This window comes from Terriglobia bacterium, from assembly GCA_020072645.1.
Lineage (GTDB): Bacteria > Acidobacteriota > Terriglobia > Terriglobales > Acidobacteriaceae > Angelobacter.
Map to the genome: position 1 here is coordinate 101,211 of JAIQGK010000012.1, position 23,212 is coordinate 124,422.

The 23,212-nt window shown below is 56.5% G+C and carries 26 protein-coding genes; 15 read left to right on the forward strand and 11 right to left on the reverse strand.

The annotated features are described in order from the left end of the window. Window positions 1-3: 3 nt before the first annotated feature. Complete coding sequence (locus LAO76_16830) at window positions 4-453, reverse strand: hypothetical protein (protein MBZ5492588.1); 450 nt, start codon at window positions 451-453, stop codon at window positions 4-6. A gap of 319 nt (window positions 454-772) precedes the next feature. On the opposite strand from LAO76_16830, the gene hemL reads away from it, so the two are divergent. The 6 genes from hemL (at window position 773) to LAO76_16860 (ending at window position 6,713) form a co-directional block, all read left to right on the forward strand. Then, window positions 773-2,053, forward strand: coding sequence for a glutamate-1-semialdehyde 2,1-aminomutase (gene hemL / locus LAO76_16835; GenBank protein ID MBZ5492589.1), 1,281 nt, complete (start codon window positions 773-775; stop codon window positions 2,051-2,053). Window positions 2,054-2,242: 189 nt separating this feature from the next. Then, on the forward strand, window positions 2,243-3,217 hold the full coding sequence (locus LAO76_16840) for an aldo/keto reductase (GenBank protein ID MBZ5492590.1): 975 nt from the start codon (window positions 2,243-2,245) through the stop codon (window positions 3,215-3,217). Window positions 3,218-3,385: 168 nt separating this feature from the next. Then, on the forward strand, window positions 3,386-4,753 hold the full coding sequence (locus LAO76_16845) for a molybdopterin molybdotransferase MoeA (protein ID MBZ5492591.1): 1,368 nt from the start codon (window positions 3,386-3,388) through the stop codon (window positions 4,751-4,753). 179 nt (window positions 4,754-4,932) lie between these two features. Further along, on the forward strand, window positions 4,933-5,466 hold the full coding sequence (moaC, locus tag LAO76_16850; GenBank protein MBZ5492592.1) for a cyclic pyranopterin monophosphate synthase MoaC: 534 nt from the start codon (window positions 4,933-4,935) through the stop codon (window positions 5,464-5,466). A 5-nt stretch (window positions 5,467-5,471) separates the two neighbouring features. Then, a complete protein-coding gene (locus LAO76_16855; protein ID MBZ5492593.1) occupies window positions 5,472-6,221 on the forward strand; it encodes a response regulator in 750 nt (249 codons plus the stop codon). 3 nt (window positions 6,222-6,224) lie between these two features. Next, window positions 6,225-6,713, forward strand: a complete 489-nt coding sequence (locus LAO76_16860; protein MBZ5492594.1) for a MogA/MoaB family molybdenum cofactor biosynthesis protein — start codon at window positions 6,225-6,227, stop codon at window positions 6,711-6,713. A gap of 182 nt (window positions 6,714-6,895) precedes the next feature. On the opposite strand, the gene LAO76_16865 is transcribed toward LAO76_16860, so the two are convergent. Then, window positions 6,896-7,426 (reverse strand): CarD family transcriptional regulator, encoded by a 531-nt coding sequence (locus LAO76_16865; protein MBZ5492595.1) that lies wholly within the window; start codon window positions 7,424-7,426, stop codon window positions 6,896-6,898. A 221-nt stretch (window positions 7,427-7,647) separates the two neighbouring features. Between LAO76_16865 and LAO76_16870 the strand changes: the two genes are divergently transcribed. After that, on the forward strand, window positions 7,648-8,121 hold the full coding sequence (locus LAO76_16870; protein MBZ5492596.1) for a transcription elongation factor GreA: 474 nt from the start codon (window positions 7,648-7,650) through the stop codon (window positions 8,119-8,121). Next, window positions 8,118-8,849 carry a CDP-alcohol phosphatidyltransferase family protein gene (locus LAO76_16875; protein ID MBZ5492597.1) on the forward strand — a complete coding sequence of 244 codons (732 nt, stop codon included), beginning with the start codon at window positions 8,118-8,120 and terminating at the stop codon, window positions 8,847-8,849. The genes LAO76_16870 and LAO76_16875 overlap by 4 nt, the downstream gene beginning before the upstream one ends. 347 nt (window positions 8,850-9,196) lie before the next feature. On the opposite strand, the gene LAO76_16880 is transcribed toward LAO76_16875, so the two are convergent. Beyond that, window positions 9,197-9,400: a hypothetical protein gene (locus LAO76_16880; GenBank protein ID MBZ5492598.1), complete on the reverse strand. Its 204-nt coding sequence runs from the start codon at window positions 9,398-9,400 to the stop codon at window positions 9,197-9,199. On the opposite strand from LAO76_16880, the gene LAO76_16885 reads away from it, so the two are divergent. Beyond that, window positions 9,399-9,644 (forward strand): CopG family transcriptional regulator, encoded by a 246-nt coding sequence (locus LAO76_16885; GenBank protein ID MBZ5492599.1) that lies wholly within the window; start codon window positions 9,399-9,401, stop codon window positions 9,642-9,644. The two genes, LAO76_16880 and LAO76_16885, sit on opposite strands and share 2 nt — an antisense overlap. After that, the gene (locus LAO76_16890; protein MBZ5492600.1) at window positions 9,634-9,930 is read left to right on the forward strand and encodes a type II toxin-antitoxin system RelE/ParE family toxin; all 297 of its coding nucleotides are present in this window, start codon (window positions 9,634-9,636) and stop codon (window positions 9,928-9,930) included. The genes LAO76_16885 and LAO76_16890 overlap by 11 nt, the downstream gene beginning before the upstream one ends. Window positions 9,931-10,082: 152 nt before the next feature. Here the strand turns inward: LAO76_16890 and LAO76_16895 are convergent, their stop codons facing one another. From LAO76_16895 to LAO76_16920, 6 genes are all read right to left on the reverse strand, one after another. Further along, complete coding sequence (locus LAO76_16895) at window positions 10,083-10,799, reverse strand: thymidylate kinase (GenBank protein MBZ5492601.1); 717 nt, start codon at window positions 10,797-10,799, stop codon at window positions 10,083-10,085. A gap of 53 nt (window positions 10,800-10,852) precedes the next feature. Beyond that, window positions 10,853-11,545, reverse strand: a complete 693-nt coding sequence (locus LAO76_16900) for a hypothetical protein (GenBank protein MBZ5492602.1) — start codon at window positions 11,543-11,545, stop codon at window positions 10,853-10,855. A 72-nt stretch (window positions 11,546-11,617) separates the two neighbouring features. Continuing rightward, on the reverse strand, window positions 11,618-12,349 hold the full coding sequence (locus tag LAO76_16905) for a hypothetical protein (protein MBZ5492603.1): 732 nt from the start codon (window positions 12,347-12,349) through the stop codon (window positions 11,618-11,620). Beyond that, complete coding sequence (locus LAO76_16910) at window positions 12,346-13,653, reverse strand: hypothetical protein (protein MBZ5492604.1); 1,308 nt, start codon at window positions 13,651-13,653, stop codon at window positions 12,346-12,348. Before LAO76_16910 ends, LAO76_16905 begins: the two co-directional genes overlap by 4 nt. A gap of 12 nt (window positions 13,654-13,665) precedes the next feature. Next, window positions 13,666-14,058, reverse strand: coding sequence for an STAS domain-containing protein (locus tag LAO76_16915; GenBank protein MBZ5492605.1), 393 nt, complete (start codon window positions 14,056-14,058; stop codon window positions 13,666-13,668). Further along, complete coding sequence (locus tag LAO76_16920) at window positions 14,045-15,226, reverse strand: hypothetical protein (protein MBZ5492606.1); 1,182 nt, start codon at window positions 15,224-15,226, stop codon at window positions 14,045-14,047. The genes LAO76_16915 and LAO76_16920 overlap by 14 nt, the downstream gene beginning before the upstream one ends. Before the next feature lie 317 nt (window positions 15,227-15,543). On the opposite strand from LAO76_16920, the gene LAO76_16925 reads away from it, so the two are divergent. Next, window positions 15,544-16,119, forward strand: coding sequence for a methylated-DNA--[protein]-cysteine S-methyltransferase (locus LAO76_16925; protein MBZ5492607.1), 576 nt, complete (start codon window positions 15,544-15,546; stop codon window positions 16,117-16,119). Between the two features lie 19 nt (window positions 16,120-16,138). Here the strand turns inward: LAO76_16925 and LAO76_16930 are convergent, their stop codons facing one another. Next, the gene (locus LAO76_16930) at window positions 16,139-16,738 is read right to left on the reverse strand and encodes a BON domain-containing protein (GenBank protein MBZ5492608.1); all 600 of its coding nucleotides are present in this window, start codon (window positions 16,736-16,738) and stop codon (window positions 16,139-16,141) included. A gap of 299 nt (window positions 16,739-17,037) precedes the next feature. On the opposite strand from LAO76_16930, the gene LAO76_16935 reads away from it, so the two are divergent. Further along, the gene (locus LAO76_16935) at window positions 17,038-17,982 is read left to right on the forward strand and encodes a cation diffusion facilitator family transporter (GenBank protein ID MBZ5492609.1); all 945 of its coding nucleotides are present in this window, start codon (window positions 17,038-17,040) and stop codon (window positions 17,980-17,982) included. On the opposite strand, the gene LAO76_16940 is transcribed toward LAO76_16935, so the two are convergent. Further along, entirely contained in the window at window positions 17,979-19,742 is a 1,764-nt protein-coding gene (locus LAO76_16940; GenBank protein ID MBZ5492610.1) for an ATP-dependent DNA ligase, read from the reverse strand. The genes LAO76_16935 and LAO76_16940 overlap by 4 nt on opposite strands. 136 nt (window positions 19,743-19,878) lie before the next feature. Here LAO76_16940 and LAO76_16945 point away from each other — a divergent pair, with 136 nt between their 5' ends. The 3 genes from LAO76_16945 to prfA all read left to right on the forward strand — a co-directional run bounded on the left by LAO76_16945 (window position 19,879) and on the right by prfA (window position 23,141). After that, window positions 19,879-20,865 carry a DUF1385 domain-containing protein gene (locus LAO76_16945; GenBank protein ID MBZ5492611.1) on the forward strand — a complete coding sequence of 329 codons (987 nt, stop codon included), beginning with the start codon at window positions 19,879-19,881 and terminating at the stop codon, window positions 20,863-20,865. An 81-nt stretch (window positions 20,866-20,946) separates the two neighbouring features. After that, complete coding sequence (locus tag LAO76_16950; GenBank protein MBZ5492612.1) at window positions 20,947-21,822, forward strand: alpha/beta hydrolase; 876 nt, start codon at window positions 20,947-20,949, stop codon at window positions 21,820-21,822. Window positions 21,823-22,058: 236 nt separating this feature from the next. Beyond that, entirely contained in the window at window positions 22,059-23,141 is a 1,083-nt protein-coding gene (gene prfA / locus LAO76_16955; GenBank protein ID MBZ5492613.1) for a peptide chain release factor 1, read from the forward strand. Window positions 23,142-23,212: the final 71 nt, after the last annotated feature.

A 23,212-nucleotide genomic window follows, 5' to 3' on the forward strand; every position in this document is an offset into this window, starting at 1 on the left:
GGGCTATTTTGCCGCTTCTGCCTGTTGCTTCTCCTGTTGCGCCGGCAAAGGATTGCCACGCAACGCCACCATCTTGTCCACGATCTCTTTAGCGATGCGGCCATAGACCGTTCCGGCCAGAGAATCCACTTTCCCGGCCATTACGATTGTCTCGGTCTCGCGGTCCGTGACGGTATAGCTGAAGTGGTTGGAAAATGGCACCCGCTTTACCCGCACAACCATGTCGGCCAGATCTTTTCTTCCGGTTACTTGCAAGTTCCAGGCTTTAAACTCCGCTTGCCCAAGCAAAGAACTTTCAAGCGCCTCCCGCTTCATATAGAAAGTATCGGTTTCAACGTAATAGCTGCGCGCCCGCGTGACCAGTTCTCTATTGTCCGGTAGCCGTGAGCCCTGCTGGGCAAAGCCGACGCTGGAAATAAATGCCATCAAAGTAAGGAAAAATAGTTTTTTCATCTTGCTCCTCCGTTGGGTCGTAACCACAGAAGCGATCTTGCCACGGCTATTGCTGGTGCGCGAGCGGCAAAGTGCGGCATAACACGGGCAAGCCACCGCAAGAAACTTATAACCACAAAGGACACGAAGGAACACAAAGGGGATTTATCGAAGTTCTAAGATTTCGGCGGTGATCGGGTTGCTCTTTCGCTGAGGCTTTTCAAGCGAAGGCCTTTTCAGCACTTAGGATCCACTTAGCGAAATCTGCTTGATTTGCTCTTTGTGTCCCTTCGTGTCCTTTGTGGTTCCTCTTTTTGTTGGGGTATATTCAAGAGTCCAAATGAAGCAGCGAACCAAATCACAGGAACTGCACGCACGCGCCTCGCGGGTGATCCCCGGCGGAGTCGATTCACCAGTGCGTGCGTTCAAGTCCGTTGGCGGCGAGCCACCCTACATCGTCCGTGGCAAAGGCTCCCGCATATGGGACGCCGATGACAACGAATACATCGACTACGTCGGCTCATGGGGGCCGTTGATTCTGGGACACGCCTTCCCCAGCGTGGTGGAAGCCGTGGAGAAAGCCAACCGCGATGGCGCCAGCTTTGGCGCATGTACTCCCGCAGAAGCCGAACTTGCAGAAGCTGTGATCGAAGCCTTTCCTTCAATGGACAAAGTCCGCTTCGTCAGCTCCGGCACGGAAGCGACGATGTCCGCTATCCGCCTGGCACGGGCTTTTACCGGACGTAAATACATCGTAAAGTTTGAAGGCTGCTATCACGGACACGCTGATTCCCTGCTGGTGAAAGCCGGCTCCGGCGTTGCGACGCTGGGCATTCCCGGCTCTGCCGGCGTGCTCGACGAGCAGGCTAAGTTTACTCTGGCGCTGCCATTCAACAATAAGCAAGCGCTGCAAGAGGCGTTCGCCAAGTTCAAAGAACAGATCGCTTGCGTCATCGTTGAGCCGGTCGTTGGCAATATGGGTTGTGTTCCTCCGCATGAGGGCTACCTTGAGTTTCTGCGGTCGATCACTGAACAGCAAGGCGCTGTATTGATCTTGGATGAAGTGATGACCGGCTTTCGTCTGAGCTTTGGCGGCGCGCAGGCCCTGTACAAGATTAAGCCTGACCTTACCACGCTGGGAAAGATCATCGGCGGTGGATTGCCAGTGGGCGCTTACGGCGGCCGCGCAGAACTCATGGACATGATCGCGCCGCTTGGGCCCGTATATCAGGCAGGGACACTTTCTGGAAATCCGCTGGCCATGGCTGCCGGAATCGCAACATTGCGCGAGTTGAAGCAACATCCTGAGATTTATCGGCAGCTTGAGCAGCGCAGCGCCGCCTTAGTGGATGGCGTGCTGGACGCGGCAAAAAAGAAAGGCGTGCCGCTCACCGCAAATCGCGTGGGCTCGATGTTCACATGGTTCTTCCAGCCCGGCACGATCCATGACTGGGACACCGCCGCGAAATCAGACACGAAGGCCTTCGGCAAGTTCCATGGCGCAATGCTGGAACATGGCATTTACCTGCCGCCATCGCAATATGAAGCCATGTTCATGAGCGCGGCGCATTCAGAATCCGACATCCAGCAGACGATTGCGGCAGCCGCTGACGCGCTCTGATCAGCGCAAGGGCATGCGTTAGGAGCCAACACATTTGTGCGGACCAACGCCTGTTGTCCACGTACTTGGCGACGCTTATATCTTTTGAGCAGACACTTTTCACAGGACCTACGCAGACTTTGACCATTCCTCAATCGCGGAGCTTCCAATCCATGTCGAACCAGTAAAATGGAAGGGGAGATTTCTGCGATGAAAAAGCGCCAACTGGGACAATCGTCAATCGAAGTAGCGCCCCTTATGCTGGGCGGCAACGTGTTTGGCTGGACCGCCGACGAAGCAACGTCATTCAAGATCCTGGATGCGTTCGTAGCCGCAGGCCTGAACTTTATTGACACCGCGGACACCTATTCCACCTGGGTGCCGGGGCATCAGGGCGGGGAGAGCGAAACGATTATCGGCAACTGGTTCAAGCGCAGCGGCAAGCGTGACAAGGTTGTGATCGCCACCAAGGTGGGAGCGGAAATCCCAGGACAGGGAAAAGGACTGAGTAAGACGTGGATCATGCGCCAGGTGGAAGCTTCGCTCAATAGATTGCAGACCGATCACATTGATCTTTACCAGTCGCATCGCGACGATCCGGCAACGCCGGTTGAGGAAACTCTGGAAACATACGCGCAGTTGATTCAGCAGGGAAAAGTGCGGGTGATTGGCTGCTCGAACTTTACGGCGGAGCGGACTCGCGAGTCCCTGGCAGCTAGCCGCAAGCATGGCTGGCCCCGCTACGAGAGCCTGCAACCGCATTACAACCTGTATGAGCGCGCCGCTTATGAAACCACGCTGGAACCTCTGGCGTTGCAGGAAAAGCTCGGCGTGATCCCTTACTATTCTCTGGCCAGCGGCTTTCTTACAGGCAAGTACCGGTCAGAGGACGACTTGAAAAAAAGCCAGCGCGGCCGGACGACGAAGAAGTATCTGAATGATCGTGGCTTCAGCATTTTGCAGGCGCTGGACCAGGTGGCGGAACGCTACCAGAGCAAGCCGGCGCAGGTGGCATTGGCGTGGCTGATGGCGCGTCCGAGTATTACGGCGCCGATTTCCAGCGCGACCAGCGTGGAACAGCTAAATGAACTGGCGCAGGCAATGAGACTTGAACTTGATCGCGAGTCGATGGAGAAGCTGAATCAGGCAAGCTCGTATGACGAGGAGGCTGAGCGGATCGCATAAGAAGTTTTCGCCACAGATTTTCGCTGATCTCCGCAGAGGCCGATCTGCCGCGGAGAAAAGGCGCGAATCGAACAGAGGTTGCGACAACGCCCTGGAACGAACCAACCTGAAGCCGCCAGGACCACGAAGTCCCCGTGAGTTCTGAGCTTCTCAAGCTAAAATCATCTTATGAATACGGCTGTACAGTCCGCGGGTGTGCTGAACTTTGAAGACGCTTACGAGGTGGTGCGCGAGCATTGCCAACAGATCTTAAAGGCCGGGGGGCGCCCGAGCGAAGAAGTCTTGTTGATGCAGGCCGTAGGTCGGGTCTTGGCGGAGCCGATCACGGCTGATCGGGATTTTCCTCCGTTCCCAAGGGCCACGCGGGATGGTTTTGCCGTCCGGGCAGATGATTTGGCGCGCGGAGTAATACTTCTTCGCGTGGTGGGGCAGGTGAGGGCTGGCGACAGTTACGATCTTCCGCTGGATTCGGGCGAAGCCGTAGAAATCATGACTGGAGCGGCTGTCCCTGCGGGCTCTGATGCCGTAGTGATGGTGGAATACACGGAGCGCAAAAGCCGGGAAATCAGCCACGAAGAGCGCGAAGGAACGCAAAAGGAATCGGAGAATCGCGGGAGCATCACGGACGACGATCATATTCTGGACATTGCAGGACATGCTGAACCAGAGACGGTAGAGAAGAGAACCGAAGACTTGGTCGAGATACAGCGCCCTGTGGTGGCGGGTGAAAACGTTGTGCCGGCCGGAGCAGAAGCCAAGGTAGGACAGGAGCTTTTACCATATGGCGTGCGCCTGGGATCGGCGCAGATTGCGTTGGCGGCCGCCGCGGGCAAAGCCAGTGTGAAGCTATATCGCAAGCCGAAAGTTGCGATTCTCTCCACCGGAGACGAACTGGTGGAGGTTGCGGAGAAGCCGGGGCCAAGCCAGATCCGCAACAGCAACAGCTATTCCCTGGCGGCTCTGGTGGCGGAATGCGGCGGTGAGCCGGTGCAGCTACCCATTGCGCCGGACGAAGAGGGCAAGCTCACGGAGTTGATCCAGGAAGGGCTCAAGGCGGACATGCTTCTGCTGTCCGGTGGCGTTTCCATGGGAAAGTTTGATCTGGTGGAGCAGGCGCTCAAGGCTTTGGGAGCAAAGTTCTTTTTTACCGGAGCCTTGATTCAGCCGGGAAAGCCGGTGGTGTTTGGCGAGGTCGGAGCAGTTCCTTTCTTTGGGCTGCCGGGGAATCCTGTTTCAGTAATGGTAACGTTTGAGCTATTCGCGCGGCAGATGGTGGAAGCTCTTAGCGGCGCTGAGCCTGAGCGAATGAAGTCGGCCAAGGCGAAACTGAAGAAAGATTTCAAAACCAAAACAGGTCTAACAAGATTTCTGCCGGCGAGACTTGATGGCGCGTTAGACGATCCTGAAGTCGAAATGATGCCGTGGCAGGGATCCGGCGATATGCTGGCGGCGGCGCGGGCAAACTGCTATCTTGTGGTGCCCCCGGACAGGGAGAAGCTGGCGAAAGGCGAGATGGTAACGGTGGTGATGCGGTGAGGTTTCAGGAGAGGACGAGCGTACCGGAGTTCCTCGTGAGAACTCCCTGATGCGGCATGGCAAAGGATACGTTGTCGGGGTCCTTCGACTTTACCTCGCTCCTTTCGTCGCGGAGTGCCGCTCAGGATGACAGGGTTGGACGGTGTCGTGAAGTAAAAGATTGTCGCAATGTAAATGTCATGAGCAAAAAGACTTCAACTCGGGCAGATGATCGTAAACAATCGACTGGCAAGCTGTCGCACTATGACTCTGCCGGGCGCGCCAAGATGGTGGACGTGTCGGGGAAAACGGCCAGCCGTCGCGAAGCGGAAGCGTCTGCGTTTATTGAGATGTCGCAAGAAGTCCTCAAGGCTCTGCCGCAAAATCCCAAGGGAAATCCACTGGAAGTAGCCAGATTTGCCGGGATTGCGGCGGCTAAGCGAACGAGCGACTTGATACCAATGTGCCATCCGCTGCCGCTCTCATTCATTGATGTGACCACTGAGGTGTGCGAAAATGGCGTTCAGGTCAACTCCAAAGCCGCCACAACCGCCCAGACCGGAGTGGAGATGGAGGCGCTGATGGCAGCCACCGTCGCTGCGCTAACCGTATATGACATGTGCAAAGCCCTGGATAAAGGAATCGCCATCCGTGAAATAGTTTTGCAGCGTAAATCAGGTGGAAAAAGCGGAGACTATCAGCGGAAGTCGTCCAGCCATCGCCTGAAGAAATAGGTCTCATGCCGAGCAATATTAAGGTCCTGCTGGTCGATGACAATCCCATGGTTTTGGAGATGTTGCGGCAGGCCCTTGCGCATTTTTCAACCGTACAGCCGATGACCGATGCCGCCGATGCGCTGCTGAAAGCCATTGAAGACAAGCCCGACCTGATCATTGCCGACTACGCCATGAACGGCATGGATGGCCGCCAGTTGCTGCAAAAGATCAAGAGCCGCAACGCCAGCGCTGGGATTCCGGTGATCCTGATGGCCAGCAAGGTTGATATTAATGAGAAGCTCAAGACCGTCCAGGATACGGTGGAAGATTTTATTGAGAAGCCTTTTTTCCTGAAGGAAGCTGCGGCCCGAATCAAGAAGGTAGTGGACAAGATTTCTTTGGAGAAGATGGCGCGCGAAGCTCCGGGAGAATCTGTGCTGCGCGGAAGCCTGGCGCAGATGAACGTGCTGGACCTATTGCAGTCGCTGGATATGGGCCGCAAAACCTGCGCGCTCACGCTCACCAACAGCGGCGAGAAGTGCAAGATGTATTTCACTGAAGGGCAGATCAATCACGCCGTCTATGGCGATCTGAAAGGCGATCCTGCGGTGTACAAGGTGCTCACCTGGACTGCCGGAACTTTTGAGATTGACTTTGCCGGCAGCAGCAGCGAGCAGACGATTACCCAGTCGTCGCAAGGCATTTTGCTGGAAGGCCTGCGGCTGCTGGACGAAGCCAATCGCGACACCGAAGAAAACGTTCTGGAAGCTTAGCCGGTGACCGCCGCATCCGCCAAAACCGCCGCCGTGCTGACCATCAGCGACTCGTCGTACATCGGGAAACGTGAAGATGCATCCGGGCCGGCGATTGTGCGCGAACTTGAGGCCGCTGGCTTCAAGGTGATTCACACGTCTGTGCTGCCCGATGAAAAAGATGCGATTGCCGCGCGCCTGATCGAGTGCAGCGAACTTACGCGCCTGGTGGTGACAACCGGCGGAACAGGTATCGCCATGCGCGATGTCACTCCGGAAGGCACGCTTGCCGTGATTGAGCGACGGATCGTTGGCGTGGAAGAAAAGATGCGGCAGGAAGGCGCAAAGAAGACACCGTTTGCGGCGTTGAGTCGCGGGGTCTGCGGCGTGCGGGGAAGAACGCTGTTTCTCAACTTGCCCGGGAGTCCTTCAGCGGCGGTGGAATCATTGCAGGCAGTGATCGGAATCCTGCCGCACGCGCTGGAGCTGCTGGATGGGAAAACAGAGCATTAGCGATCCGAAGTCCCGAGCGTCAGCGAGGGAACCCTATTTCCGGATTGAACTCGTGGGTAAAACGGTATCCGGCAAGCTGCATTGCATCAAAAAGGCAGGCTGATTAGGCCTGCCTTAAACGTCAATAATCTGTTGGTAGGGATCTCTCCCCTTCGGCAAGCTCAGGGTCGAGACTTCAGAACCTAGGCGTCAGCCGTCACTTCAGGGAACTTCAGCTTGCTCTTGCTAAGCGCTTTGTTGAGCATGTCTTCGATTTCCACTTCTTCCACGTTCTTTGACATGGCCAGTTCGGTCACCAGCAGATAGCGTGCGCGGTCCAGCATTTTCTTTTCGCGGAAGGAGAGCGGCTTGTCTTTGGCCAAAAGCAGAAGGCTTTTCAGCACCACGGCCACTTCCAGTAGCGAACCGGTACGCATTTTGTCGGAGTTTTCTTTGAAGCGGAACTTCCAGTCCGTATGGTTATCGCACTTGCCGTCGACCAGGAAGGTGATAATCTTCATGACTTCACCATTCTTGACCACGGGGCGCAGTCCTACCATGCCAACATTGTTGAAAGGCACTTCCACTTTCAGGCTGCTGGCCTTGATTTTGAGAAGATAAAACTTGTGGACGTTCGGGCCTATTGTGCGGCTGCTGATCTGTTCTATTACCCCGACTCCATGATTCGGATAAACTACCTTGTCGCCTATTGCAAAGTTCAGTTGACCATTCATTGAACACCTAGATGGGACATATTGCGGGGGAACTCCAGACAGAAAACATTATAAACTTTTTAACAACATTTAGCAACAATCATTCTGTTCAGCAGCTGCTTGGCCGGAAAAAAATCAGACGCGACCCCTTTTGGGCTGTTAACGTATTCAGGCTGAAAGGTTTATAATGGGCCTTCGCAACCCGCCGATTTTGCGCCAGAGGGGAGTAATCTTCCGCTACTATGCCGGAACATATCAAGAAGAAGCTGGAAGAAGAGATCCGACTTCTGGAGCATGAGCTCACGCACGAGCTGCCCAAAGAGATCAAAAAGGCCGTTGCCATGGGCGACCTGAGCGAAAACGCCGAATACCACATGGCCAAGCAGCGCCAGGAGTTCGTAAACGCCCGTCTTGGACAGCTGAAAAAACGCATGTCTGAGCTCGCTCTGGTGAACCTTACCAACATCCCCAAGGACCGTGTCGCGTTTGGTTCCAAGGTAAAGGTTTTCGACAATACCAAGGAAGAAGAGATTGTTTATACTTTGGTAACGAGCGAGGAATCGGACGTGACCAAAGGGCTGATCTCCACAACTTCACCGATCGGAAAATCCCTGATGGGTAAAAAGGTAGGCGACATGGCCACCGTGGTTACCCCGAACGGCAAGCGCGAACTGGAGGTCCTGCAGTTGACCACCATTCACGACGAGGCTTCATGACCTGGACCGGCGCTTTTGGACGAGCTTGCCGCGTTCTGCTGTACGCGATCGTTCGCGGCCTTGCGCTTACCCGCATCTCCCCCAATGTGCTCACCTTTCTTGGACTGGTCATCAACACCATCGCCGCCATTCTTTTCGGCTACGCCAACACTTCAAACTATGGCCGGCTGTTTCCGTATGCCGGACTGGTGATCATCGGCGCCGGAATCTTTGACATGGTCGATGGCCGCGTTGCGCGCGCCACTGGACAGGTCACAACCTTCGGCGCGTTCTTTGATTCCGTCATCGACCGCTACAGTGACGTCGCGCTCTTCTTCGGACTGCTGGTTTTCTACGCCCGCGGCAATCATTTCTTTTATCTCGTGCTGGTCGCGTTCGTCATGGTCAGCTCCGTCATGGTCAGTTACACGCGCGCGCGCGCTGAATCGCTCATTGGTTCCTGCAAGGTCGGATTCATGGAGCGTCCTGAGCGCGTGGTGCTGGTCATTATCGGCGCGTTGTTTGCCCGTTTTGGGGCCATGGCGCCCGTGCTCTGGGTTCTGGCCGTGCTTTCCACCATCACCATCATTCACCGCATCGCATACACCTACCAGCAAACGCGCATCCTTGACGCCCAGGCCGCTGAGGCCGCCGCCCAACAGCAGGCCGTCGCCGCTTCCAAACCAGACGCCAACAAGCCCCAACCAGCAAAAGGCAAAGGCCCGCAGCAGATCCCGTCGTTCAACTAATTTGCCTTTTCCGATCTCGGGCGATGACGCGCGACTGCATCCTTACCGTGCGCGATCCTCCCGGCTTTCGTCCGCGTTCCATGGGACGCATTCTTAACGGCGGTCCTTCTGGGAGTCTCCCACCACGTTGCGGTCCGTCGCAGGCGCAGACGCGCACACGCGATTTAAGCAATGGTAAGTGGCAAGCGCCTCTGCGGAAAGCTATCAGGATCTCATCTCTGAAGCGTTGCACATTGCCGCCGCAATGGGCATGTCCCCGGTGGCAAAGTTTTTACTGGAAAAGGCGTTGACATCAATTGTCGCGGCTTCTTCGGCGCTCCTGGCCTGCACTGGGCCGCCATCCATGGTTACAGCAGATGGTCGAGTTTCTGATCGGCCACGGCGCAGACTTCACTCTTCGTAACCAGCAATTCAACTCCACGGCGCTCGCCTGGGTGCTGGAAGGCAAGCAGACGGAGATCGCGGAACTGCTGCGGCTCGGGGGCGTAGAAAATAATGCACATGGGGGTTGGATATTCGAATGTATTACGTTGTATACTTTGTATTGCCATGAGTACAACAATTTTGACCCTTCGGCTGGATGCTGGTTTAAAGAAGCAGTTGGACAAGCTAGCTTCCTCTACTCAGCGCAGCCGATCGTTCCTGGCAGCCGAAGCCATTCGCGACTACATAGCGCTCAATGATTGGCAGATTGACGAGATCAAAAAGGCCGTCAAAGAGGCAGACAGCGGCGATTTTGCTGCCGAACGAGACGTGAAAAAGGTTATGAAGAAGTGGACCCGGAATGCGGGTTAGGTGGCTACGCGCGGCATTGGCGGAACTCGACGCTGAGGCGGAATATATCGCGCGCGACAATCCAAGGGCTGCAGCGAAGATCGTAGCTTCAATTGCCACGGCCGTGGATCGCCTTACCAGGCATCCTGCGATGGGCCGACCTGGCCGCGTTGCCGGAACGCGAGAGCTGGTCGTACCCAGCACTCCTTACATCATTCCCTATCGCGTCCGCGGTGACTCTGTTGAGGTTCTCCGTGTCTTCCACGCGGCACGTAAATGGCCCAGGAGCTTTGACGAGGCTGAATAGAACTACCCCACGGCCTACCGGAGCGCTTGGCTCTAGCCTACCTTACGCCGCTGACAAGCTCCCTGACACCTACTTGGCTTCCAGCAAATCGAACGCCGGAATCACCGTCATACTAGAAAGTGATAGGGATCTCTCGCTGCGCTCGAGAGGGATTACGCCGCTGACAAGCTTCCAGACACCAGATCCTTCGAGCGCCCCTGGGCTGCCAGTTCGCGTTCGGCGGCACGCAGCACGGCCGATTTGGCGTCCGGCAGGCTCAGAGCTGGGATTATGGTCATGGTCTTTAGGATCCCGGCCAGTTCATAGTAGGCGCGCCGGCACTTCTTCATGAAGTCCACAGGATACTCAGGCTTGCGCGCATAGGCGGCGACCGGGTCAGCGTCGAGCAGGTAGGCGATATCTGGCCGGGGCACAAAGCCGTGGACAAACTTCACGAACGTCCTGCTCAGCGGGTTATGCAGGTTCAGGTTGGAAAGCTCGTCGTAAATATAGCGGTCCAGGATCACGATGTCCGCACCGCTCTTTTTGGCGCGGGCCACCACGCGGCAGAGGTGGATGGCGTCGAGAAGATAAAGGAAATGACGGGCCAGCGTAAGGTGCCAGCCGCGGACGTTTTTATCCCGGCGGTTTACCGGCTTGCCCGGAGCGCCAATGCCACGCTCACTCTTATAGACCTTATGGACGAAGCCCTCGCGGTATTTCACGCCGACGACCACGTTGTCCCAGAAGGCCAGCAACGTGGTCTTGAGTCCGGCGGCGTGCAGCGCTGAGCGCAGGCTCTCAATCTGCGTGGATTTACCTGAGCCATCCACGCCAGAGAAAGAGATGAGCAAGGGGGTGCTGAAAGTACTGGAAGCGCTATGAGTCATTGGATTCGGCCCGTCCATATCAGTTGTGCTGCATAAGCTCTTGCCGTTACAAACTATCTTCCCGTAACCCCGGCTACGCCTGTGCCCGGAGGAATCGACGAGGTGCTGTGGCTGAGCGCATAGACCGTTCCTAAAGCTGCGCCTGCGGCCACCACTGCGCCGATCTTGATCAGCAATGAGCGTGTCTGGTGCTGCTTGGCTGGAGCAATGGCGATACCGGCCGGCTTGGCTGCCGCGCCTCCCGCCGTCGGAACGCTTTCAGCGGTCGCGGCGCCCACGGGCTCAGACTGCGGCTTGGGCTTTGGCGCTTCTGGAACCGTGGTGGTTGTTTGTGGCTCTGCGTTGGGCGATGTCTGGTCCTGCTGCGCCCCTGACGCGTCTGGATACGTGGTAACGGGCGCAAGCGGCGCTTGCGATGGGTTCACGCTTGTTCCCGGCGTCAGCGGCTGCTGCTGTTGTTGTGGCTGCTGCTGCGGCTGGTTCTGGTTTGCCGGAGCCACGGGCTGCGTATTCTGTGCCGGAGACGTTGCCGGCGCGGCATTGGCAGGCTGCGCCTGGTCCGTCGTCGCGGGCGGGATTGCCTGCGCCGGCTGCGTTGCGCCGGGCTGCTGCGGTTGCTGGCTGGTTTCCGGCGCCTGTTGCGGTGTAGCAGGGTTCGTCTGCTGCGCGCGGAGCAACGGCGCGGAGCACAGTCCGGCAAGCAACAGGGTACTCAGGATTCTCGTGATTCGGTATTGCACTGTCATAAAAACCTCGGGGAACTTTGGTTTCTGAACTTATTTGAACGTCATTATTCGAACGTCATCTTTTCAACGTCGTTACTTGAACTTCAGGGGACGAGTGTTTCCGGCAAACGCGCCCAGGTTCTCTGTTCCGGCAGTTGCCGCCAGCAGCCGGGCCAAATCAGTGTCTCTGTCCCAATGATGTTGGATGCGGTTTTTGAGGCAGCGGGCTAGTGTCTTGAGGTTGGTTTTATACCAGCAGCACTTTTCCATATGAGGGGAGAAAACGGCCACCATTCTGGCGTTTCTAAGGTGCTGCGGGCCGCCGGCCAGCAAAGCGGCTATAAAGCGATGGTTGCCTTCCAGCAGCGTGACCGGGCGCTCTTCGTCAATGCCCAGGAAGATGACCATCCCCTGCGGCAGATCGGAGGAAAGATTGGAGCAGATATCGGAAATCTTTTTGACGAACTCGTTCGGCTCGGTCTCTTTGAGCTGCCGGATGCGAGCCGCCACGTCCAAGGCCCTGAAGTTGCCGCGCGCGATCTTTCTCCAGTGCGCTCGCGGAAAAACGCTGACCAGCTCCACGTCTTCCGGCTCAAACTCAATCTCCCACCACTGCCGGTCTTCAGGAAGCTCCCACCACATGGTGTCTCGGCGGCGGAAGAGCAGGATGCGGCGGATTTCGTTTTCCTGGGCGTCGGTAAGGTTCGGCTGTTCGACCAGCGACGCAAAGCGATCGCGGTCCGCGTCATATTCCTTATGGAAAAACTCGCCGCGAAGGAACTCCGCGATGATCTCAGCTTCAGTTAGACGACGCAGCTTTCTCATATGGCCTCAACCAGCTCCGGCTTGTTATGGCGGCGCAGAAACGGCAGCGCGACGAGCGCCAGCATCGCAGCCATCAAGACGACCCGCACCATGATGACTTCATGCAACGAACCGTGGAACAGTCCGATGCCCAGCACCAGAGCGCCGCTGAAGATCAGTTGCAGCCAGCCCGTGTTGGCGATGCGCCGCGACATTTCATAGGCGATGAACACAACGCTCAGCGAATACAGCGCCGTGGCAGCGGCATAGAGAGCCAGCAGCCAGCCGATTTCAATAAAGCGCGAACCAAAGATCACACCCATGATCAAGTGTGGAAAGAGCGCGGCAGCGGCAATGAATATCAATGAAAGGCCCAGCACCAGCAGCAAGGGCAGGCCAATGCCGTGGGCTTTCTTGTGCTCCGGGCTGGCAGCCGCGGCCACAGGAAACATGGCGTTGACCACACCGAACCACGAAGCGAAATAGAGCAGCCGGCCAATCTGTGAGATGGCAGCGTAAACACCCGCAGGATCCGAGGGAAAGAAATGCTTTACCAACAAAATATCAATATTGTTGATGATGACCTGGCCCACAAAGAACACAATCGCCTGCACAGCCTCTGCATACGATGGCGGCTCAGCCGTGCTGGCCTTTACACGCAGTTGCGCCGGGATTCGCGGAATAAAACATGCCGCGATGACCGAAGCCGAAATCGCGCCAACTGCCCCGAGAACTCCATAGCCGGCCACCACCAATCCCGCGCCCAGAAAGAAGCGGATACCTGCTTCAAGAACAAAGTTCGTGCCCAACCGTGGGAACGCGCAGACGCCCTGCATCGCGCCACGCTTGACGCCCAGCGGCGCATAGGCCGCAATGCCAATCGCGAGAAGGCCAATGATCCATGGACTGGGAACGTTCAGATACGTTGCAACGGGTTTCTGTGCCAGAAAAAGTACACCGCCCAGAGCAAGACTGGCCATCCACGCTTTGCCGAGCAGGCTGTGGACCACCGCCGCCTTGCTGGAATCAGCATGATTTCTGGCCACGAACTTGGCGCATACCAACTGGAACGCCAGACTGATGCACGAAGCAAGCAGAAGCAGCGTAACGGCGGCATTGATATTGCCAAACGCGCCCGGGCCCAGCATGCGGGCCATGACCATGTTGTAGGCGAAGTTGAAAATGTTCACCAGCATCATGGCAACAAGCATGATGGCGCTGCCATTCAGCATGGTGGAGCGGTCGCTGCGCTGCGGACGCGCTTGGGCGGCTGCAACGCTGGCGTCGGCCGGTGTGAGAGTGATAACGCTTTCAGATTGCGGCATCACGCTGTATCTCTATGCTGCAAGAGGTTGGGGACGTTTGTTGTGTAGAAGTTGCTGCCGCATGGCGTTGGGCAGAAATCCGCTGAAGCTGCGGGCCGCCTCGGTTGATGTTTCATAGATTTCAAAGAGTCGCTCCGTGCGTGTGAGCTCCAGCACAACAGCGGCCTGGTCAGAGAGCGAAGCAAGCTTCACGTCGCCATCGCGCTTGTGCGCCTCAGACATGCATTTCAACAGCATCTCCACACCGGAAGCGTCAATCTGCGCTACCAGCGAAAGGTCGAAAACCAGTTGCGGACGGTCAGCCGCAAGAAAAGGACGCACGTCACGAAGAAACTCTCGCGCTGTGCGCGAGTTCAGGCGCTCCGGCATTCTTTTTACGACGACAGGTCTGCTATTGATGTCCATATCTCCTCGCGACAACCATGTTAGGGAACTTGTGGGATGCTTCAGTGTCACAGGCGGAAGTTTCAAATCCGGCGGCCGTACCCAACGCGGGCGACGTCTTCCGCAATGTAGTGTGAAGGTCAGTTTTCTCTGTTTTCCTGCTGGCGAACATGCCCTGGAAAGCCAGTTTCGGCAGGTAGGTAAGCGCTTCAGCCGCACTGGTCACAAATCTTTTTCCTGATGCCACCGACATCGACGCGACAAGCTTGGGATCAATGATGTCCACTGTCACGTCGCGATGCAAGTTGACGATGCGGCCCACGCCGGCAATCGAATGCGCCAGATCGAGCCCTGCTCCCACGTAAGAAAATGGCAGGACGGTGGAGTTTTCAATCACGGTGCCGCAGTCAACTTCCGCGTGCCGCTCCACAGAACTGCACCGCGTAATAACCGCGCCGGAGCGAATACGAGCCAGCGATCCAACAAATGCGGGCGCAAGAACACGCGCGCCTTTTTCAATCATGGCGCCGGGCGCGGTCCATACTCCGGGCTTGATTTCTTTTCCGGCCGGGCACGTTTGCGTCTGCCGGGTAAGGATGTCAATGGCAAGTTGCCGCAAATCGCGCGCAGTGGCCAGCGGATTCAGGTAGCCATCATGCTGTAGGGCGGGACATTCACTGCGGCAGTGCGCCAGCTGAGTCCGGAAGAGCGAAGCAGCGTCATTCCTGCGCGAGGCGCTGATGCAGAAGATTTCCAGCATCTGATCGTCCGATGCCATGCGCGTAACGCGTTCCTTGCGGTCAATGTGGAACTGGACCAGCTTCTCAAAATCGACTTCAGCATAACCTCCAAGCCGGATCAGGATTACCAGTTCCGCGCCGCTCTGGGCCATGTCATTGAACACAGACTCAGCGGTTCTCCAGAAACGGTCGAGAGCAGCAGGCATGCAGGTTACATCTGAGGTGAGACCAAAGTTACGTATACCTGAAGGGGCTGTAGCTTCCACAACTGCGCTCACTTGCGAGATCCCGTATTGCTGTAGCCGCTCAGCCATCCGCTGGAGCGTGCTCTTGCCCGCCACATCCAGAGTTGACAGGGGAGCATCCAGCGCCTGGTTTCCTGTTGCATTCTGCTCTGAGTTGGCCAGCAATATACCGCGGATATCCATGGTTCCCTTGGTTCCCTTCACCTGTCAATGTTCTGAGGAAGCTCTCGGATGGCGTAGAGAAATCAGCGAGGAGGGAGCCCAAAACTTGAAGTAACGAGGCCGCAAACGACTGTCGGTACTACCTGACCCTGGGAACCCTCTGGCCTGAAATCCGTGCAAACCACTCGTTTACTGCACGCAGCCAGCAGAACACTGCTTGAAATTACTTTCAAAATGAAACACAGCCACCGTATTAGCAGCAGTGTTGAAATAGATGTGATTGAGTCATCCCGTGTTGTAAGGTCAGAGCACCTGCTGGAATTTTTATTTCGCATGCCGTGCGCTGCTAAACTTCTCATATGCCGGAATTAAGAACTGTTTATTTCACCCGGATTGATTCCTTGGTAGTAGGGCCCTTGCTGCTCGCCGCCACCTCAAAAGGCCTGCGCTGTGTGCAGTTCTACAAAGGCAAGCTGCCGCCTCCCGCCGAGGATGAAACATGGGTCGAATCACCAGAACATCTCCAGCCTTATGTTTCGCAATTGGAAGCGTATTTTCACGGAGAGCTGCGTGAATTCACCTTCGCTCTCGACCTGGTTGGAACGCAGTTCCAGAAAGACTGCTGGCAGGCGCTGCTGCGTATTCCTTACGGTCAGACCTGTTCTTATGCCGATATCGCTTCCGCCATTGGCCGCCCCAATGCCTTCCGAGCTGTGGGCCAGGCAAATCATGACAATCCCATCGCCATCATCGTTCCCTGCCACAGGGTTTTGGGAGCAGACGGAACGCTCACGGGTTACGGCGGCGGTCTTAGCACAAAGGAGAAACTGCTTCGCCTGGAAGGAGCTAAGTTTCGTCTCAAAGCTAAATCGGCAGCAAATGCATCTACTGGCAACACTGCTGCCGATCCGCCGCAGGCAAGTTTTCCTTACTGATTGTTTCCGACCGTCTCCTCTATCTGAGAGGCGGCTTAGAGCTCGAAGGCGGCGTACCCTTATTGGGCTCAGGATTGTTCGCGGGATTAGCTGTACTGCCCGGATTTTCCGTTGACGCCGGCGACGATTTCTCACTTCGCGGGCTGATCGTGAGTTTGTTGACCAGCTTCTTGCTGCCGGTATAGGACTGAACGATTCTCGTCGCGGTGATCTTCTCTTTGTTGGTACCCACATTGCCCGCCAATTCCACCGTGTCTCCGGAGACATTTACGCGCGGGCTGTCGCCTGTGAGCGTGGGCTCCTTGCTTAGGGCGTTCTGGATCTGGCTTTGCAGATCTGAGTCAGTCATGTTGCTTATGCCGCCAGCAGAATCTTGTACGTCCGGCGTCTGCGCAGTGCTGGAATTTGCTGCCCCTGCTACGCCTCCCGAGGTTGAAGGAGCGGTTGTGGTGGGCTGCACCGGGGTTCCTGCCTTACTCTGGGCGCCATCGCCGACGTGGGTAGCCGGAGTGCTCGGGCTCACCGGGGTTGCCGGCTGCTGTGGTTGCGCGGTCTGCGCGGTCAATGCGGCAACGGACAATACAAATCCAAAACCTAGAACGTAAATCGGAATTTTCATCTGCATGCTCCCAATCAGGTGGTCGAATGTTGGGGATTTTCCCGGAATGAACACACCAACCCTATGCTAATCTGATGCACTTTTCGGGCAATGCGGATGGCAGCGCATATTACTATTGGCGTTGTAACCCGTTAAAAGGTATAGCTTTGGCGGACGAGCTGCATAAGAATCGCTCGACGCAGAAAGAGCAAATTGCGCGAAGTACCCAAAATGAGTATCTGCGTACGTAAGTGTGGATTCAGGTTCTCACACTGCAGATAAGCTCGAATCCCGCATCATTCGGCGGTAAACTGGAAGTTATGGCCCATACGCACTCGCATCCGCACGCACCGCTGAGCTCCAGAGCTCTGCGCTATTCGCTTGCGGCCACTTTTGCGTATGTGCTGATCACTCTGTTTGCCGGAATTCGCGCCCACAGTCTGGCGCTGCTCTCTGAATCCGGTCACAACGTAACTGACCTGCTGGCGCTATTGCTGTCATGGGTCGCGGTTTTCATCCAAACGCGCCCGCCCAGCGCGACCAAAACGTTCGGTTATCACCGCGCTGGCGTGCTGGCGGCCTTCGTGAATGCCCTTACGCTGGTGGCTATCGCCTTTTACATCTTTTATGAAGCCTTTCTTAGAATGAGGCACCCGGTCCTGGTCCATCCGGGCATCATGATCTGGGTTGCCGTGGTTGGCGTGCTGATGAACGGAGCCATCTCATGGGTGCTGTTCCGCGCCGCGCATGACGTAAACATCCGCAGCGCCTTCATTCACCAGCTGGGTGACACCCTTTCCACCGCCGCAGTGATCGTCGGCGGCTGGATCATTATGTTGACTGGAAGGACCTGGGTCGATCCGGCGCTTTCCGTCGGGATTGCCTGCCTGATCCTTTGGTCATCCTTCGGCATCATTCGTGAAACCCTGAATATTCTTCTGGAAGGAGCACCGCAAGGACTTTCCGCTGAGCGCATTACCGCCAGCCTGACAGAAGTTGCCGGGGTGCGCGACGTTCACGACGTCCACGTCTGGAGCATTGGGTCAGATACTCACGCGCTATCCTGCCATGTGCGAATCGATGACATGACGCTTTCCGAAAGCGAAATCATCCTGCGCCGGGTAAAAGATCTGCTGAACCTTGAATACCACATCATGCACACGACCATTCAATTTGAGAATGGCGACTGCGAAATTGCCCATGGTTGCGTGATTCCCATCGGCAGCAGCAAAAGCATGCATGAACCGCTCAAGCTCCGCCGCTAGCCAACTTCCTTCTGCTTCGCGCCGCTCGCCTGCCGGGCAAATATTCCTTTTACTGTCTCCAGCGTATCAATCTCGTCTGCTGATTTGTCTGTGCGAAGGCGCAAGATGCGCGGAAAACGCAGCGCGTAGCCGCTCTCATGCCGGCTGGAGCGCATCATGTTATTGAAAGCCACTTCAAGCACAATCTTCGGCTCAACCGTCCGCCGGAAGCCCTGGTCATCAATCGTATGGGCCTTGAACCATTCGGTCATCTCGGCGATCTCAGCATCGGTCAACCCGGAATAGGCTTTGCCCACATTCAACAGCTTGTCGCCATCACGCACTGCGAACGTATAGTCGCTCAGCACCTTGTTGCGCTTGCCGTGGCCCCACTCCACGGCTGTAACGACGACATCCAGTGTGGCCAGCTCTTTCTTCAGCTTCAGCCATGACTTGCCGCGCCGTCCCGGTGTGTAAGGAGATGTCAGGTCCTTGATCATCAGGCCTTCATTGCCGCGGGCCTGCGCGGCTGAAAATATTTCTTCCAGATTTTCCGGCGATTCCGCCGTTACAGCGGGCGCAAGGACCACGCGCGGCGCTCCGCTTCTTGTTCCGGTCGTTGATTCAAAAAACGCCGGCTCAAAGACGAGCCTGCCCTGCGGATTCTCCGTGGCCATGTCATGTTCCACGATGAAGCCATCTTTTGGCGCCGATGCAAAGCTTTGCTCAAGAATCTTTCTTCTTTCTTCCAGCGGTTTCTCGATCAGCAGTTCCCCACGGGCGTAAAGGACATCGAATGCCATGTAAACCACGGGGACCCGGCGCAACATGTCTTCAGAGACTTTTTTGCGACCTAACCGCTTTTGCAACTCCGAGAAGGGCAGCGCCTGCGCCGTGTCAGGACCCCAGGCCAGGATCTCCCCGTCAAGGATCAAAGGCTCGGGAAAAGCTCGCAGAGCCGGAGGCAGTTCAGGAAATGCCAGGCTGATTTCGTCCAATGTCCGCGAAAACAGTCGCACGCGCGGATCGTCTTTGCCTCCCACGTGCGCCTGCGCGCGTATACCGTCATATTTGTCTTCCACCGCTGCGCGATCAAAGTAGGAAAGCGCTTCTTCGGCGTCCTGCGCCGGGCTGGCCAGCATGAAGCCAATGGGATGGAATAACCGCATCCGCGCCTGATCAAGCTCGTGCTCGGCCGCCAGCCGCAAAGCTTCACGTATGTCGCCCAGCAGCATGTTGGCCCGTTGAACCGCCTTGACGTTTTCATCGAAAGCTTTGGCTATCGCTTCTTCCACCAGGCTTTCCCGGAGCCCAAGGCGCAGATCGCCACTGATGATTTTGATCACGTATTTGGCTTCGACCGCCGTAGCCCGCCGCAGCAGATCCTGAAGCAAACTAAGCTTGTGCGCCGATGCGGATGTTCGAGCCAACTCATCGAACGCGGAAGCCAGCTCCGCAACCGACAATGAACTCCGCGCCGGAGTGCTGCCTTCCAAAATTTCTTGCGTCGTTGCCCCCAGATCGCCATGCCGACGATAAGCCGCCGTTAGCGCCACCTCTCCCTTGCCGGATATTTCTCCTACGGCACGCCACAACAAAGTTCCGCCAACCTGCAATGTCCGCTCTTCCCAGGCGGGAAAAGCGCGACCGGAAAGAAATACCGCAGCCTGTGCGGCCTCATCCACCGAGCGCGAACGGAAGTATTCTGCGACCAGCCGGACCTTCTCCAGCTTCTTGGTGGTGGCGGCCACGGCGTCGGCGGTTTGGGCAAAAGCCTGCATTACTATGAGGATAGCAATTGCCGTTTCTCCTGTCCTTTTCTCCAGTATTCCCGTAAAATACTGTTTTAGAAGGCACTTTTAGCCCCTGCGCCAGTCTCTTGGAGCTGCGGCTTGTTGCGGATCATCTAATAAACCAATGAGATACTGGCGTCCATTCCTGCGTTTTCTTGCTGCTTTGCAATTGCTTCCCGCCCTTGAAAGCGGAGAGGAGACCCTCGTCGGCGGCCAGGCCGTGATGGAAGGCGTAATGATGCGCTCACCGCATGCGTGGGGCATTGCCATCCGCAAGCCCGGCGGAGAAATCACCACGCACAGCGAGACCTTGCAGCGGCCATCAGAAAAGCACCCATGGATGGGATGGCCTTTTGTCCGTGGACTGGCAACACTCGGACAGGCCATGCGTCTGGGCTTTGTTGCCTCAAAATTTTCTTTGAACGTCGGCTTGGAAGAAATCGCCAAAGAAGAAGGCGAGAAGAAGCCCGAGATCGGCTCCTGGGCCATGATCGGCAGCATGGTCGTCTCGATCGGCTTTTTCATCTTCATGTACAAGTTTGTTCCACTGGCTGCCGCCACTGGCATCAAGTCGCACTGGCACACGTTGAACAATAATTTCGCCTTTACGCTGGTCGATGGCCTGATCCGCATCGCTTTGTTCCTGCTATTCATCTGGGGAATCTCTTTGTGGGCCGACATCAGGCGCGTCTATCGCTACCACGGCGCGGAGCATAAAACCGTTTTTGCTTTTGAGGACAGCGGCATGCCCTCCATTGCCGACGCACAAAAATATTCCACGTACCATCCGCGCTGCGGCACCAGCTTCCTGATGACGATCATGCTGCTTTCGATTTTTGTCTACGCCGCGTTTCCGGTTCAGGGATTCTGGGCCAAGTTTGCTCTTCGCGTCGTGTTCCTCCCGGTCATCGCCTCCGTTTCGTACGAAATGATTCGCTTCTCCGCCAAGCATGGAAAATCATTCTTCGCCCTGCTCACCAAGCCGGGCTTGTGGCTCCAGCGCATCACTACCCAGCCGCCCACAGACGATCAGGTAGAATGCGCCATCAAAGCCCTTGATCTTGCGATGGAATTAGAAAAAAAGAATGGCGGCGAGTTAGTCATCGCCTAGAATTTCGACGTAGAGACGTGGCATGCCACGTCTTGTTGCGCAGTCGTGTGTTCGCGACAGCATTTGAGCGGGAGGAAAATCATGGCAAATTTAGCGACCATGCTGATCGGCCTGGAACGCTTTACCTGCGGACTGAAGCGCCGTGTAATCCAAGTCGGCGACCATCGCGTTGTTTATTCCGAAGGTGGCCACGGAGAACCGGTGGTGCTGCTGCATGGATTTGGCGCATCGGCCGATAGCTGGAACCGTTTTGCCAAGCCATTGACGAAGCGTTATCGCGTGATAGCGCCCGACCAGCCGGGTTGGGGCGCAAGCACACGGATAGACAGTGCTTCTTATGGCTATATAGCCCAGATAGAGCGCCTGCATCAATTCCTGTCTGCCCTCGGGTTGAAGCGGGTGCATCTAGTCGGGCATTCCATGGGCGGCTTTATCTCGTCGGCCTATGCTGCGCGTTATCCGGATGAAATCATTACGCTGGGACTAATCGCTCCGCATGGCATGGTTGAGCCGGAGCCAAGCGAGCTTTTTCGCGACGTAGCCAAAGGCGACAACTGGCTGGTGGCCACCACGCGCCCGGAATTTGATCGCCTGTTGAACAACGTATTTGCCAAACGGCCCTATGCGCCAAAAGCCGTATTGAATTACCTGGCCGATCATGCCATCCGCAATTCAGCCAAGTCGGCAAAGATTTTCGCGGAGATGCAGGCGAACGACCCGCCTCTCGCAGAACGGTTGGTCAACGTCACAGCGCCGGCATGGATCGTTTGGGGTGACCAGGACCGTGTTCTGCATGTTTCCAGCGCCGATCTGTTCCGCAAGGGCATCAAGAACTCTGAAGTCATGATCATCCCCGGCTCCGGGCACATGCCGCTGGTGGAAAATGCGGGCGCATGCTCTAAGGCATGGTTGGCTTTTGTCGATAAATCACGCCAGGCACGTGGAGCCGCGGCCTAACCGAGGCTATCTTAAAAGGAAGTAGTAAAATCTTACTGGCGAGGCCGACTAGCGCGCCGAGCCAGCTGCGATAGGAGCCTTGGAAATCCTGAGGCGGTCAAGCTCCGGAGCGGTTGGGAGCGCAGCGACAGAATGAAAGCCACGAGGCCAGTGGCCGCCGAGCGGCGTGATGCAGGGCGGAAAGCTTTTTCAAGGAAGACGCTCTTAAAGCGGTTTGGAGCGAAGCGACAAAATATATGTTCGAAAGACTAAACCAAATCGAAGCCAAATACGACGAACTTACCAAGGCGCTCTCGTCGCCAGAGGTGATCGGCGATTCGTCGCGTTACCAGAAGACCGCCAAGGCCCACAGCGAGGTAGCAGAGATCGTTGAGAAGTATCGCGAGTATAAAGACCTGACGCGCGGGATCGAGGAAAGCAAGGCCATGGTAGCCGAGGAGTCCGATGCCGAACTGCGCGCTTATGCGCAGGAAGAGCTGACACGTCTGGGCGAGCGGCTTACTCAGGTCGAAAATGATCTGAAGGCCCTGCTGGTGCCCAAAGATCCCAATGACGAAAAGAACGTAGTGCTGGAAATCCGCGCCGGCACTGGTGGCGACGAAGCCACGCTCTTTGCCGCGGAAATGTTCCGCATGTACACCCGCTATGCTGAAACTCAGCGCTGGAAGGTGGAAGTGCTGTCAACATCGGAATCTGGCGTGGGCGGCCTGAAAGAAGTTATCGCCATTATTGAAGGCAAAGGCGTGTATTCGCGCCTGAAGTATGAAAGCGGCGTGCATCGCGTACAGCGCGTTCCCGCAACCGAGCAGCAAGGCCGCGTACATACTTCTGCCGTAACAGTTGCCGTGCTGCCGGAAGCTGAAGACGTGGACATCAAAATTGAAGCCAAAGATCTGCGCATCGATACGTTCTGCTCCTCAGGACCGGGCGGTCAGTCGGTAAACACAACTTACTCTGCCGTTCGCATTACTCACCTGCCGACCAATACGGTAGTCAGCTGCCAGGACGAAAAATCGCAGATCAAGAACCGCGAAAAAGGTATGCGCGTGCTCCGCGCCCGTCTCTATGAGCAGGAGATGGAACGGCAGCAACAGGCGCTGGCCAAGGAACGGAAAGCGCAAGTAGGCAGCGGCGATCGCAGCGAAAAGATCCGCACTTACAATTTTCCCCAGAACCGCATGACCGACCATCGCATCGGCCTCACGCTGCACCAGCTTTCTGACGTAATGGACGGCAAGCTCCAGCCCGTTCTGGACGCGCTGACCACGCATTACCAGGCAGAGAAGCTGAAGAACGAGTCGGCGGGCGTAGTCGCTTAGGGGACAGCATGGCCGTGCCTGTGGGACGATGCCACGTGATCTGTTTCAGAAATTCCGAACGCAGCGAGGCC